12 protein-coding genes are annotated in these 13,631 nt (G+C 43.0%); 8 read left to right on the forward strand and 4 right to left on the reverse strand.

The genetic code is table 11. The features are described 5' to 3' along the window. Positions 1–126: 126 nt before the first annotated feature. Entirely contained in the window at positions 127–558 is a 432-nt protein-coding gene (locus tag MgSA37_RS12390; RefSeq protein WP_096352300.1) for a c-type cytochrome, read from the reverse strand. Beyond that, a complete protein-coding gene (locus MgSA37_RS12395; protein ID WP_096352302.1) occupies positions 558–1,817 on the reverse strand; it encodes a PQQ-dependent sugar dehydrogenase in 1,260 nt (419 codons plus the stop codon). The genes MgSA37_RS12390 and MgSA37_RS12395 overlap by 1 nt, the downstream gene beginning before the upstream one ends. Positions 1,818–1,938: 121 nt before the next feature. On the opposite strand from MgSA37_RS12395, the gene MgSA37_RS12400 reads away from it, so the two are divergent. The 3 genes from MgSA37_RS12400 to MgSA37_RS12410 all read left to right on the forward strand — a co-directional run bounded on the left by MgSA37_RS12400 (position 1,939) and on the right by MgSA37_RS12410 (position 4,309). Continuing rightward, positions 1,939–2,484 carry a Crp/Fnr family transcriptional regulator gene (locus MgSA37_RS12400; protein ID WP_197706130.1) on the forward strand — a complete coding sequence of 182 codons (546 nt, stop codon included), beginning with the start codon at positions 1,939–1,941 and terminating at the stop codon, positions 2,482–2,484. Between the two features lie 87 nt (positions 2,485–2,571). After that, positions 2,572–3,165 carry an NAD(P)H-dependent oxidoreductase gene (locus MgSA37_RS12405; protein WP_096352306.1) on the forward strand — a complete coding sequence of 198 codons (594 nt, stop codon included), beginning with the start codon at positions 2,572–2,574 and terminating at the stop codon, positions 3,163–3,165. A 307-nt stretch (positions 3,166–3,472) separates the two neighbouring features. After that, complete coding sequence (locus MgSA37_RS12410; RefSeq protein WP_157750555.1) at positions 3,473–4,309, forward strand: hypothetical protein; 837 nt, start codon at positions 3,473–3,475, stop codon at positions 4,307–4,309. 155 nt (positions 4,310–4,464) lie between these two features. Here the strand turns inward: MgSA37_RS12410 and MgSA37_RS12415 are convergent, their stop codons facing one another. Further along, complete coding sequence (locus MgSA37_RS12415; RefSeq protein WP_311732841.1) at positions 4,465–5,418, reverse strand: aldo/keto reductase; 954 nt, start codon at positions 5,416–5,418, stop codon at positions 4,465–4,467. 11 nt (positions 5,419–5,429) lie between these two features. Further along, positions 5,430–5,654 (reverse strand): hypothetical protein, encoded by a 225-nt coding sequence (locus tag MgSA37_RS12420; protein WP_096352309.1) that lies wholly within the window; start codon positions 5,652–5,654, stop codon positions 5,430–5,432. 84 nt (positions 5,655–5,738) lie between these two features. Here MgSA37_RS12420 and MgSA37_RS12425 point away from each other — a divergent pair, with 84 nt between their 5' ends. The 5 genes from MgSA37_RS12425 (at position 5,739) to MgSA37_RS12445 (ending at position 13,577) form a co-directional block, all read left to right on the forward strand. Beyond that, positions 5,739–5,972 carry a DUF3820 family protein gene (locus tag MgSA37_RS12425; protein WP_096352311.1) on the forward strand — a complete coding sequence of 78 codons (234 nt, stop codon included), beginning with the start codon at positions 5,739–5,741 and terminating at the stop codon, positions 5,970–5,972. 209 nt (positions 5,973–6,181) lie between these two features. Next, positions 6,182–6,832, forward strand: a complete 651-nt coding sequence (msrA, locus tag MgSA37_RS12430) for a peptide-methionine (S)-S-oxide reductase MsrA (RefSeq protein ID WP_096352312.1) — start codon at positions 6,182–6,184, stop codon at positions 6,830–6,832. A 145-nt stretch (positions 6,833–6,977) separates the two neighbouring features. Next, positions 6,978–8,018, forward strand: a complete 1,041-nt coding sequence (locus MgSA37_RS12435) for a DUF4097 family beta strand repeat-containing protein (RefSeq protein ID WP_096352314.1) — start codon at positions 6,978–6,980, stop codon at positions 8,016–8,018. A 600-nt stretch (positions 8,019–8,618) separates the two neighbouring features. Further along, positions 8,619–11,042, forward strand: coding sequence for an ABC transporter permease (locus tag MgSA37_RS12440; protein WP_096357447.1), 2,424 nt, complete (start codon positions 8,619–8,621; stop codon positions 11,040–11,042). A 114-nt stretch (positions 11,043–11,156) separates the two neighbouring features. Next, positions 11,157–13,577: an ABC transporter permease gene (locus tag MgSA37_RS12445; RefSeq protein ID WP_096352315.1), complete on the forward strand. Its 2,421-nt coding sequence runs from the start codon at positions 11,157–11,159 to the stop codon at positions 13,575–13,577. Positions 13,578–13,631 lie beyond the last annotated feature (54 nt).

A 13,631-nucleotide genomic window follows, 5' to 3' on the forward strand; every position in this document is an offset into this window, starting at 1 on the left:
TCAAACTAGGAACCCGCCTGGATAGTTTATCGCTATGAACTTACGTGATAAATATAATTTCGCAGATCATTTTTAATTACACCGACTTTTAATAAATCGGTGTAATCTTATTTAAAATCGGTTTAGTCACTTAGCAGAGTCCCTCACTTTTTTTACTTCCGACGTCTTCACCGAACTGGCCTTATTACCAAAGCTTTTACGCACATACGTTAGCACATCAGCAATTTGCTGATCGGTCAAATCTTTATGCGGGGTCATCACATTCGAATAAGTTTGCCCGTTTATTTCTACATCTTCCTTAAACCCGTTCAAAACGATGGTGATGAGTTTCGTTTTGTCGCCAAGTACATAAGTGGTATTAATGAGCGGAGGATTCATCATCGGCACACCATTTCCATCAGCCATGTGGCAGGCAATGCAAATCTTTCCGTAAACTATTTTCCCCCGGGCCATTGATGTAACGCTGCCTGTATGATGAATGGGTTTCTTAGCCTGGGCCTGCACCCCGGCCGTAAATATGGAAACAAGTATTATGATAGATAGAAAACTGTACTTCATTATTTTTTATAAGTGATTTTATAAATAGTGCCATGCTGATCATCGCTTACATAAAGTGAACCGTCAGGGCCCTGCGCCAGGCCGCACGGGCGGTGAGCGGCACCACCGGGTGATTTATTCGCGCCGGCAAATCCATCGGCAAAAACCTCCCATTTGCCATCCGGTTTGCCATCCTTAAACGGTTGAAATACCACACAGTACCCGGCCTGTGGCAATGGAGCCCTGTTCCATGAACCATGAAAGGCAATAAAAGCGCCGTTTTTATATTTTTCGGGAAATTGGCTGCCGGTATAAAATAGCAAACCGTCTGGTGCATAGTGGCCGGGGTAAGCTGCCACCGGGTTGATGTACTTCGGATCAGCAGGCTTTTTACCATCGCCGCCATATTCAGGGCCGAGCATGTTTTTATTTTGCATCCAGTCGTAATAAACATACGGCCAGCCGGCATTGTCGCCTTTTTTTATAGCAAACATACATTCAGATGGTAGCTCTGCCGACTGTTTTTCAGTATAAAGGTTCGGATAAAGATCGTGCAGCGCGTCGCGTCCATGCTGCATCACAAACAGTTGGTTATCCTGTTGGTTCCACGAGATACCAACAACGTTTCTTAAACCCCAAGCATAATGAACGCCATCGCCATAGTGCTGGTCGGGTTGATTAACTTTAAATTGCCAGATTCCGGCTGCCGAATCCAATATTGGACAGCCGGTTGCCTTAGGATCATAGTCGCTGCATATATTTGAGTATGCGCCGATATTAACGTAAATATTCCCATCATTATCCAGGCATATGGCTTTCGGTTCGTGCATCCTCCTGCCAATTAAGCCCGTAACTATTCGTTCCGGCTGGGCCTGGGGAACCACCTCATTTTTATCGTTTAATTTAAAACGAAAGACATCTGTATTATTGGAGGCATATAAATACCCATCTTTAATAGCGATTCCAGTGCCGCCGAAATCGCCAAAGGTCGATTTCAAGGTAGCCTTATCGCCGTCAATATGATATACCAATATACTTTTCCCTTTTCTGTTATTGGCCAGGTGTACATACAGATCATTTTCCGGGGTAACCACCATGTGCCTTGGACTGCCGGTGTTTTCGGCAATTGCCACAGCATTAAAACCTGCAGGAACAGTTAGTCCGGTACTGGCAGTGGTATTTGAACCTGCATTTGGGGCATCTTTACAGGCATTAAAAACAATAAGCCCAATTACTGCGAATACCGGCAATAACGGAAGTATCAATTTTTTTATTTTCATAAGTCAATTTCTATTTGGTATCCAAAGTTAATTTAAAGTGCGGTAAATTAGAAACCACATTTTGTAGTATTCATGTGACAGCATTTAATATTTGATTTATTAAATTAACAATTACCAAAATATGACAATGTACCGCGACCACGCAATAAATATCAATTCAGAAAAATACAGGCATTTGCTGATAGAAAAAACTATCCCCGCGAAGACGATATTGCTGAACGAAGGCGAGGTTTCAAGGAACGCTTATTTTATAAAGAATGGTTGTTTGCGGTTATGGTTTAATAATAAGGGCAAGGATATCACATTTCAGTTCTTTTTTGAAAATGAAGCAGTCTCGTCTGCTGAAAGTTTTCGGAGCGGTGAGCCAAGTTTATTCAGCATCGAAAGTATCGAACCCTCAACTATTTGCATAATCAGCAAAAAGAACTTTGAAAATATATTGATGAACGACCCGGAATATGCTGCATTAATACAGGGGACAATTGTGAAACGGATGTCGCATTATTCCAGGCTTTTTATGTCATATATCAAAAATACCCCCGAGGAGAGGTATCGGGAACTGTTAAAAAACAGCCCGCATATTATCAAAAGAATTCCGCAGCATTATATAGCTTCCTATTTAGGGATCACTTCAGTTTCTTTAAGCAGGATTAGGAACAGGTTATAAATTACGCAGCCTGCCCGGGCATTTATTAACAAATGTTATCGCCGTCCTTCAGCTGCCTCGCCAAATTTGTGTTAAATACATAGCACAATGAAAACAGCAATCATTTTCAATCATCCCTATGCGGGCAGTTATTGCACTGCACTGCTGAATGCGGTTACCAGCGGTTTACAAAAAGCCGGGCACGAAGTCGACCTGATCCACCTTGATAACGATAAATTTAACCCGGTAATGAGTGCACAAGACCTGAAAGGATTTAAGGCGGGGCAACCCTGCGATCCAATGGTTTTGAATTATCGCAGCCGTTTAAATACCGCCGACCACCTGGTGATGTTGTTCCCTATCTGGTGGGAACTGATGCCTGCAATGACTAAGGGGTTTATTGATAAAGTGATTTTTCCTGGTGTTGCCTATGATTATGATAACACCGGCCGTTTTCCTAAAATGATCAAAAGATGGCATGGCCTTAAAAGCATAACTGTTATTACCACGATGAATACTCCATCACTGTTCTACAGGCTGGTTTTTGGGAATGCCATTAAAAAGGCAATTTTAACCGGCACATTCAGGAAATTGGGTTTTAGTAATTGCAAATGGATCAGTTTTAATATGGTGAAATTTGTATCCGGTGTAAAGCGGGAAAAATGGCTGGTTCGATTAGAAGAAAGCTTTGCAAAGTATTAATAATAAGCAAGATATAACCCTGGTGTATTATTTAAATATATTCTGTATTTATGACATTTAACAGAATATAATTTTGTTTAATGTTTAATTTATAAAATATAAGTTATAGCACATTAAACTATTGTCGTTTTCCATCGTCCTAGATGTATAAAAATTAACAGGAAGAAACTTAAGTAGAAGCAACAAATAAACTATAAAACTACGATATGTTTCATCACAACTAAACAATAAAGAAAATATCATTAACAATAAAAATCAAACAACGTTAATGATAGTTTCATCGCAACTTAAAAAAAAATCGAACAAGATGAAAAAGTTAGCATTATTATCAGCAATAGCAATAAGCGGTTTTATGATTAACACTGCAAATGCGCAAATCGGTGTACGTGTAGGTATTGGTTTTGCTCCTCAGAGGGCTATATATGCCACTTACCCTGCTGCAGTACAAACCCCTGTTAATGAAGACGGGGACGACTATTATTACCTGCCTGATTTAGGTGTATATTACAACGTTACTGACCAGTATTATGTTTATTTTGACGGCAACGAATGGATTACTGCCGAATACCTGCCGGGTGCTTACCGCGACTACGACTGGAGAAACGCCCGCAGGTTTGAAGTAAGAGCTAATCGCCCGTACATGCACGACGACGTTTACAGGTCAAGATACGAAGGTGTACGCTTTGAAGGATGGGCACATCGTGATGGTGATCATTTCGACGGGGGATATGCCAACAGGGGCGACAGGGATGGTTACCGGGATTTTGACAGGGATCATTACAGGTATACCCAGCCTGCCCCATATAACCGGGATAACGATCATCGTTTTGACGGAGACCGCAGGGCCTTTAGCCAACCAGTTCAGGAGCGCAGGGATCACAGGGGGTTTGACAACCGCGACCAGGGTTTCAACAGGCAGCCTGTGCAACAAAACAGGGATAATAACCACGGGTTTGACAACAGGGGCCAGGGATTTGATAACTATCAGAATGACCGGAATCGTGGAAATGATAACAGGGGCCAGGGTGCAGATAATCGTCAGAACGACCGGAACCGTGGCAATGATAACAGGGGCGTGGATGCCCATTATGGCCAGAACGATCATCAAAATGGGGATGCCAACCGCAGAATGGCAAAATTTTAATCTGGGATTGTCGAATAGTTTGAATATGTTGAAAAGGGCTGCCGTAAGGCGGCCTTTTTTATTTTTCTGAACCAGGATTACACTGATTTTTTTGATTTATCAGATAAAAAGTCCTGAAAATCATTTAAATCAGTGTAATCCAGGTTCAGAAATACTCAATACTTACTTGCGCTATTCAGCAGATCAATAGCATCGCTGGTTAAATTAAGCTTGGTTGATTTGACCAGTTCTTCCAATTGTTTCAGGGCGGTGGCGCTGGCGATAGGGGCGGTAATACCTGGCCGCGCCATGATCCATGCCAGGGCGACGGCAGCCTGGCTGGCATTCACGTCAGCGGCAACCTTATCAAGGGCCGCCAAAATTTTATACCCGCGCGGGCTAAGCATGCTTTTTACGCCGGCGCCGCGGCTACTTTGCGACAAATCATTCTCTGAACGGTATTTGCCGGTCAAAAATCCGCTGGCAAGCGAATAGTAACTGATCACGCCGATATTTCTTTCCCTGCAAACCGGCTCATACTCATTTTCATAACCCTCCCTTGCGTACAGGTTATACTCGGGCTGCAGGCACTGGTAAGCGGCAAGGTTATTGTCCTTACTCACCTGCAGGGCCTCTTTTAGTCTTTCTGCCGAAATGTTTGACGCCCCGATTGCCTTTACTTTTCCTTGTTTTACCAGGCTGTCAAACGTCTCCAATGTTTCAAAAAGCGTGGTATCAGGGTCATCTTCGTGCGACTGATAAAGATCAATATAGTCTGTTTGCAGCCTTTTCAATGATGCTTCAACAGCTGCTGTAATGTATTTTCGCGACAATCCTTTTTTATCACCGCCCATAGGTTTACCAACTTTGGTTGCAATGACCACTCTATCCCGATTACCCGATTTTTTTATCCAGTTGCCAATTATTGTCTCCGATTCTCCACCCTTATTGCCCACACCCCACGTTGAATAGACATCAGCAGTGTCAATCAGGTCCAGGCCTGCATCAACAAAGCCATCAAGGATGGTAAATGAATCTTTCTCATCTATCGTCCAGCCAAACACATTGCCGCCCAATGCGAATGGCGCTATTTTTATTCCGGAGCTTCCTATTTCGCGTTTTTCCATCATCGTTTTATTATTTACTCGCCTATTTTTTCTGCTAGTTCATCAATCCACGAACTTAAATAGGGCTCGGTGCCTTCAATTCGCTGCCAGTTACCATCTTCGTCTTTTGCGATCACCAGGTGCAGGCTCCCGTCTATCGATTTAAATTCCCAGGCGCTGCCATCATCATTCAGTTGGTCTGCTATTCCGTCAATCGGTGAATCAGGGCCGGTAAGTGTTGTTTCAAATTGCTTTTTCATGTTTAGATTTTCATTTAATAACAGCTATTGTTGTTTAGTGTTTGATTGTTACGCATCTAAATAAATTGATTCTATCTTTACTTCGTGGAAAATGTAAAACCTGATTCGAAGATATTGATTGAAGTGGTACAAACCAAAATGCCCTATGGCAAATATAAAGGAACCCCCATTTGTGATCTGCCTGTTTATTACCTTGAGTGGTTGCATAGCCGTGGCCTTCCACCTGGTAAATTGGGTATGTTGCTTGCAACAGCTTTCGAAATTAAAACCAATGGTTTACAGGTTATATTAAATAAGATTAAGCAGTCGCTAAGGTAGTTGGGAGAGGTTTTAAGTGTTGGGAAGGTTTGATGATTTTTTTAACTTTTTCCGACGTTTACAACTTTTCCAACGATTTTAACTAAATATGTTGTAAGGGTTGCACGATCATTGCGACTAACCATCAAAAATTAACAAACAATTACGCGCGCATGACCATCCGTTACCACGGCAGTCAGCGTATATTCAATTATCAAATTTAGAATGATATGAAACGAATTATTTTGTATGTAGCCTGCAGCTTATTCTTTGCAGGATGCGCTTTGGGACAAGCCGGCAACGACTTTGCAACTCTGCCAAAACCAAAACCCGGTGAAGAGGTTGCCACTTTTGGAGGCGGCTGTTTCTGGAGCATGAGCGAAGCGATGTCTGAACTGAAAGGGGTTAACAAAGTTGTCTCCGGCTATGCGGGCGGTACCACCCGAAACCCAAGCTATGAAGATGTAAGCTCACGCACAACAGGCCATGCCGAATGCGTGCAGGTATACTATGACCCCAAAGTGATCAGTTATGCAACGCTGGCACATGCTTTCTTTTTTGCCCATGATCCAACGGAACTTAACCGCCAGGGCCCTGATGAAGGGACAGATTACCGGTCTATTGCTTTTTATCGTACCCCCTTAGAAAAAGAGATCTTGCTAAATACGATAAAACAGGTCAATGCTTCAAAGCATTATCCTGATCCGATAGTAACCCAGGTAGTATCCTTCAGTGTGTTTTATCCAGCTGAAAAATATCACCAGGGATACTATAGACTGCATGGCGACAACCCCTATATTGGCGCTGTATCAGAACCAAAGGTGATGAAATTCAGGAAAGCAGAAAAAGCTGAATTAAAGCCGGAGTTTCAGCAAAATTAAATATCCGGAATATTAATGATGAAGGGCAATAAGTTCAATACACGAACTTATTGCCCTTTTTTATTATTAACGATAATTATATTTTTAGTTTGATGCAACTTAATATTGGGAAACTTAGTCTATTAGCTAAACTTAATTAAAGGAGATGAAAACTTACTTACTACTATTGTTTATTGCCTGCCAAAGTTGTGTAGCTTTAGGGCAGGATTGGAATAAATCGCCTTACGAAACAAAGTCATTGGCAAATGATGCCATCAAAAATGTTTATGTAAAAACATCAGGCGGCAGCATTACCGTTAGCGGAACCCCCGGTGAAACGCCAAGGGTTGAAATTTACGTTCATGGTAATAATAATAGTGACCTTACCAGGGAAGAGATCAAAAAACGCCTTGAAGCCGATTATCAGCTTGAGGTTTCAGTTAGCAACAACGAAGTGCATGCCTTTGCAAAAAGAAAACATGAAGGCGGTTTTAACTGGGATTGGAGAAAGCAGCTCAGTATCAGCTTTAAGATCTATGTACCAAAAGCAGTAAATACTCACCTGGAAACCAGCGGTGGCAATATTCATTTGGATAATTTATCCGGCAATGAAAATTTCAGCACCAGCGGCGGCAGCTTACATCTTAACGCACTTGCAGGTATAATTAAAGGCGAAACATCAGGTGGAAGTATTGAAGTTTCAAACTCAGCCGATGACATTAACCTGGAAACCAGCGGCGGGAGTATTAAAGCAATGGATTGCCATGGAAAAATAAGGCTCGAAACCTCCGGTGGCTCATTACACCTCCAGGATTTAAAGGGAGAGATCCATGCTGAAACCAGCGGTGGCAGCATCCATGCAGATAATATAGAAGGTGAATTGATCACAGGTACCAGCGGCGGCAGTGTCGACCTTACCCGCATGGCCTGTAGCCTGCAAGCCGAAACAAGCGGCGGCAGCATGAATGTGGATATGGCCCGCATAGGCAAATATGTAAAACTGGATGTGAGCGGAGGCCACGTAACCCTGCGATTACCGGCAAAACAAGGCCTTGATCTAAATCTGTCTGCCAATAGGATCAGCAAACCTGACCTGAGCGGATTTAGTGGTGAATGGGAAAAAGATCATGTACGAGGTAAGCTAAACGGCGGCGGTGTCCCGGTTAATGTGGATGCAAGCGGGCACCTCGACATTAGTTTTAACTAGTGTCATATCGATCATAACATAAATTGGCTGATCGCCAATCGACAAGTTCGTTGAACGCAAAACAGGGTTTACAAAGGGTTAACACAATTCGGGATTTAAATTTTATAAATAGCTAATAGTAAGTTGTTTATATGTTTACACATCAAAATAAGGTTTACACTATTTTACGTAACCACGACCCGGTATTTAAGCTGTTCTGATCAAGCCTGAACGTCAATTTATTCGCGACAAGACACTAATTTAAAGAGTATAACCCAAAAATGGGGTTAAGGATTTCAAGTTTTCTTAACCCCATTTTTTATGGAACGTTCTTACGTTCGCAAATAATCAACCCCCCACCCGGGCTAAAAACCGCAAACCGCAGCTTCTTTCGGACTTTCGGTCTTTCCCGACTTTCGGTCTCCCACAACTGTATCATAACCGTACACCAGTGTTACACCTTCGAACAGTTCTATTCGTAAACAAAAATATATACTATTGATTTTCAGCGTAGTAAGTGTTTGGTATGTATTTTAAACTAAGATGTTCGGAGGAGACAGAAAATTGCGCTTTACATTGTCTGAAACATAGGGAAATAGATGATTGAATATATTAAATACCATGATTAAAAACTTCATTATAACAGCCTGGCGTAGCCTTAAAACAAACAGGGTTTTCTCATTTATTAATGTATTTGGTTTGTCGGTTGGGCTTGCCTGTTGTATGCTGATAGGGGCCTATTTATACCAGGAATTGACATATGACAGGTATGCGGTAAATGCAAACCAGCTTTACAGGGTTGAGCTTCATTCAAACGGCAACAACTCAGCGGCCGATTTTCCAAGCGTGGATGTCGCGGTGGGGCAGGGAATTAAAAATGCGTTTCCGGAAGTATTAGATTTTACAAGGTTAACGCGCAGAGGGCCGGTATTTGTAAAATACGCGCAAAATGAGTTTAAAGAAAATGCTATTTCGATTGCCGATCCTAATTTCTTTCGCCTGTTCTCTATTCCGGTAATTGAGGGCGATGGCAAAACAGCACTTACCGAACCCAAAAGTGTTGTCATCACAAAGGCTTTTGAGAAGAAGTATTTCGGGAGTTCAAGCGGGCTTGGAAAAGCAATTATTATTGGAAACGACCTGGTAAAAGTTACCGGGATAATTAATGAGCTTCCGGCTACTTCTCATTTCCATGCAGACGCATTCATCAGTATGGCAACTTACGTTACGCCAAATTCCAGGCAAACCTGGAGTAATGTTGGCTATTTTACCTACCTGTTACTGAATAAAAACGCCGATCCGAAAAAATTGGAGGCGGGTTTTCCGCAATTGGTTGCAAAGTTTGTGGTGCCCGAAATTCAGCACGACATGGGCGTGAGCCTTTCCGAAGCACAAAAATCAGTAAACTCGTTTATCTTCTTTTTACAGCCCCTTACCTATATTCATTTGCATTCGGCAACAAAATATGAATTTGAAGCCAACGGCGACATTCATTACGTTTATATATTTGGTGCCCTGGCAATATTTATTTTGCTGCTGGCCTGCATCAATTTCACCAACTTATCTACCGCAAGCGCTACCCGGCGATCCAAAGAGATCGGGATCCGTAAGGTACTCGGTTCCGCAAAAAACAGCATTGTTTCCCAGTTCCTGGTGGAATCGGTTATGCTTACTTTTTTGGCTATGCTTATTGCCATAGGCTTAGTTTACCTGCTGTTGCCTTATTTTAATAATTTGTCGGGCAAGCAAATTTACATCGGCTTCTTTCTTACTTTAAAAGCACTAATCGTTGAAATTGTGCTGACATTAACGGTAGGTATAGTTGCGGGTACTTACCCGGCTTTCTTTTTGTCATCATTTCAAATTATATCCATATTAAAGGGTAATAGTGGCGCACAGCCTGCAAACCGCGCCGGGCTGCGCAGCAGTTTAATCGTCTTGCAATTTGCGATATCAACCGCATTGATCATCGCGACATTCGTAGTGTACCAGCAGCTGCATTTTATGCAGGATAAAAAGCTTGGGTACGATAAAAACCAGGTACTGGTCATAAATGACACGTATACACTCGGCAATAACATTAACGCATTTAAACAGCAATTGTTAAATGATAACCGCATTGTTAGTGCTACTATATCGGGCAATGTGCCGGGGTATAATAACCAGGGCGGTACCGAAATATATGTTAAAGACCTTGCTGAAAAAGGTACAAGGAACGAAATTCAATGTGGTATATACTGGATTCAAAATTCTTATATCCCCACCCTCGGTATGCATCTTGCAAAAGGCCGTAATTTCTATCCGTCAGGGCCTGCGGATTCAGCTTCAGTTATCATCAACGAAGCAGCAGTGCGCGACCTTGGCTTTGGTAAATCCGATCCGATAGGCAAAACGATCATTCGCTCGGGCCAACGGCATTTTACGATCGTTGGTGTTGTTAAAGACTTTAATTATACCTCCGCGAAACAAAAAATTGCGCCGCTGATGATGCTGTCGTCAAATAACAGCAACGGTGCGATAATCGTGAGGATAAAAACAGCGGATGTTCACCAGCTCATCAATGACATTAAAAAACAGTGGAGCAGCTATAACGCCGGTGCACCGTTTAGCTATTCATTCCTTGACGACCAGTTTGCATCACTATACAAATCTGAAGAGAGTACCGGGCGGATTTTTACATCTTTTGCAATTTTAGCGTTGATCATCGCCAGCCTCGGCCTGTTTGGTCTGGCTGCATTTATGATCCGTCAGCGGGTAAAGGAAATAGGCATCCGCAAAGTATTGGGCGCATCAACAGTTACCATTATTGCAATGCTGTCAAAGGAGTTTTTAAAACTGATTGTGATAGCGTCTCTGATCGCATTTCCATTAACGTGGTATGCCATGCACAAATGGCTGGAGGACTTTGCCTACAGGGTAACCGTACAATGGTGGGTGTTTTTAGTAGCCGGCGCGGTTGCCTTATTGGTTGCAGCAATAACCATAAGTTTTCAATCAATAAAAGCTGCATTGGCAAACCCGGTGAAGAGCCTGAGGTCCGAGTAATTACAGGTTAGCGAAGAGATCAAAAAAAATAATGGCCCAATGAGAGCGCAGCGAAATGACCGATTACGCGAAGCTAAAAACACCAATGAACAATTGAACCAATGAACTAACAACATGATAAAAAACTATTTAAGGAGCGCTTTTCGAAATATCAAAAGGCACCCGTTTATCTCGTTTATCAATATCTTTGGGTTAACCATAGGTTTAACCTGTTGCTTGCTTATTTTAACGTATGTCATCAACGAAAAAAGTTATGACAGGTACGATAAGAATGCCGATAATATCTACCGCGTTACGCGGATTTTTTATTCAGCGCCGAATGTAGAGAGCCTGCATTTAAGCTCGATAGCCCCCGCATTTGGGCCGGGGTTGAAGCTGGCATTTTCAGATATGAAGGAAATGACGCGTACGCTGCCCGGCGGTGTAACTTCTTTCCGGTATAAGGAAAAAATGTTTAATGAGCGGAATGCTTTTTTTGCCGATGAAAATTTCTTCGACTTTTTTACCGTGCCGGTATTGAAGGGAGATGGGCGTAAAGCATTAACCGAGCCGTATGCTGCCATGCTTACTCCGGATATCGCAAAAAAATATTTCGGCGATGAGGACCCAATGAATAAGCAAATTATCCTCGACGGCAATAAACACGCGTTTACGGTTAAAGGTATCTATAATCCGTTTCCTTTCAATTCGCACATGCATCCGGATATTTTGGTATCATTCAGCACATTAAACGATTCAACTATTTACGGCCAAAAGCAGTTGGCAACCAGTTATGGCAATAACGCTTTTTATACCTACCTGATGTTCCCAAAGGGTTATACAACTGAACGTATTGAAGCACGGTTTCCTGATTTTTTAGACAAATACTGCGCTGCCCTGGGAGCGCCTCCTAAGCTTAAAGTGCACAATACCACTAAACTTACAGCACAGAAGCTGACCGACATCCACCTCACCTCGCACCTGGATGATGAGATCGAACATAACGGCAGTTCGAGACTCGTGTATGTTTTTTCAGCAATAGCTTTGTTTATCCTTCTGATTGCCTGTATCAATTACATGAACCTTTCTACCGCCCGGTCCGCATTGCGCGCCAGGGAAATCGGCATTCGCAAAGTGGTGGGCGCACAGCGCAGGGAAATTATCACCCAGTTTTTAAGCGAGTCGGTCATCGTAACTTATGTGTCGCTCCTGCTGGCATTTGGTATAACCGTGCTGGTGTTGCCGGCGGTTAATAACATGTCGGGCTTGCAGCTTAGCATAGGCAGCCTTCTTAAGTGGTATTTTTTAATCCCCATACTGTTGTTACCCTGTGTTGTAGGCTTGATCAGTGGCGTTTACCCGGCGCTGTTTATGTCGTCGTTTATCCCGGTAAAGGTGCTCAAGGGCTTGTTTAAGGTGCAAACCAGCACATTTTCATTCCGGAAGGTGCTGGTGGTATTGCAGTTTTCTATTTCAATTATTCTGATTGTTGCCACAAGCGTCGTTTTTAAACAATTAAAATTTATCCAGGATAAGGACCTCGGTTTTAATAAGGAGCATGTTTTAACCCTGGTAGGCGCTGGCGCAATGGGCGCCAAATTTGAATCCTTCAGAAATGAGCTGCTGCAAAACCAAAATATTGAAGCAATGGGGCGCTCGTCGCGCATCCCGTCAGGGCGTTTACTGGACGACCAGGGTGCATCTGTTTTGGAGGGGGGCACGTTCCAACCGCTCAAAGTTGATTTGAAGCAGGTTGCAGTTGATGATGGCTTTGTCCCAACCTTCGGCATCCGTATGGCAGCCGGCCGTAATTTTTCACGCGGCATTAAGACCGACTCCAATAAGTTCATCGTCAACGAGACAACCGTTAAAATTTTGGGATGGGGGACCCCGGAAAAAGCCATCAACAAAGAAATAACATATGGTAACGTAAGAGGCAATGTAATTGGGGTGATGAAGGATTTTCATTTCGAGGATCTGCATCAGCCTATCATACCCATGATCCTGATCTGGCAGCCGGTCGGCAGGGTCTCCGTTAAAATCAGCGGGCATAATGTGCCGGCGACAGTAGATTTTATTCAGGACAAATGGAAACATTACCTGCCCGAAACGCCGTTCGATTTTACTTTTCTCGATCAGAAATTCGACCAGCTGTACCGCAGCGAGCAGCAGCAGGGAACCCTGTTCACCATATTTGCCTGTATTGCTATATTTATAGCATGCCTCGGCTTGTTTGGCCTGTCGGCATTTACCATCAGCCAGCGGGTAAAAGAGATCGGTGTTCGAAAAGTTTTGGGCGCCAGCGTACCGCAAATTGTACAGGAACTATCTAAGGAGTTTTTGCTGCTGGTGCTTATAGCGGCGGTACCCGGGCTGGTGGTTGCGGGTGTTTTGATGAATAAATGGCTGCAGGATTTCGCCACACGCACCGATTTAAGCTGGTGGATTTTCGCTTTAGCGGTCATTGTTTCAGGGCTGATAGCGTTTGGAACGGTGAGTTACCAATCAGTTAAAGCAGCGTTGGCCAACCCGGTAAAGAGCCTGCGTTCCGAGTGATCAGAGGTTAGAGATAAGAGGTTAGGAAAAAATCGATAGTTTATAACATTTTCA

This window comes from Mucilaginibacter gotjawali, from assembly GCF_002355435.1.
In the GTDB taxonomy this organism is placed as follows: domain Bacteria; phylum Bacteroidota; class Bacteroidia; order Sphingobacteriales; family Sphingobacteriaceae; genus Mucilaginibacter; species Mucilaginibacter gotjawali.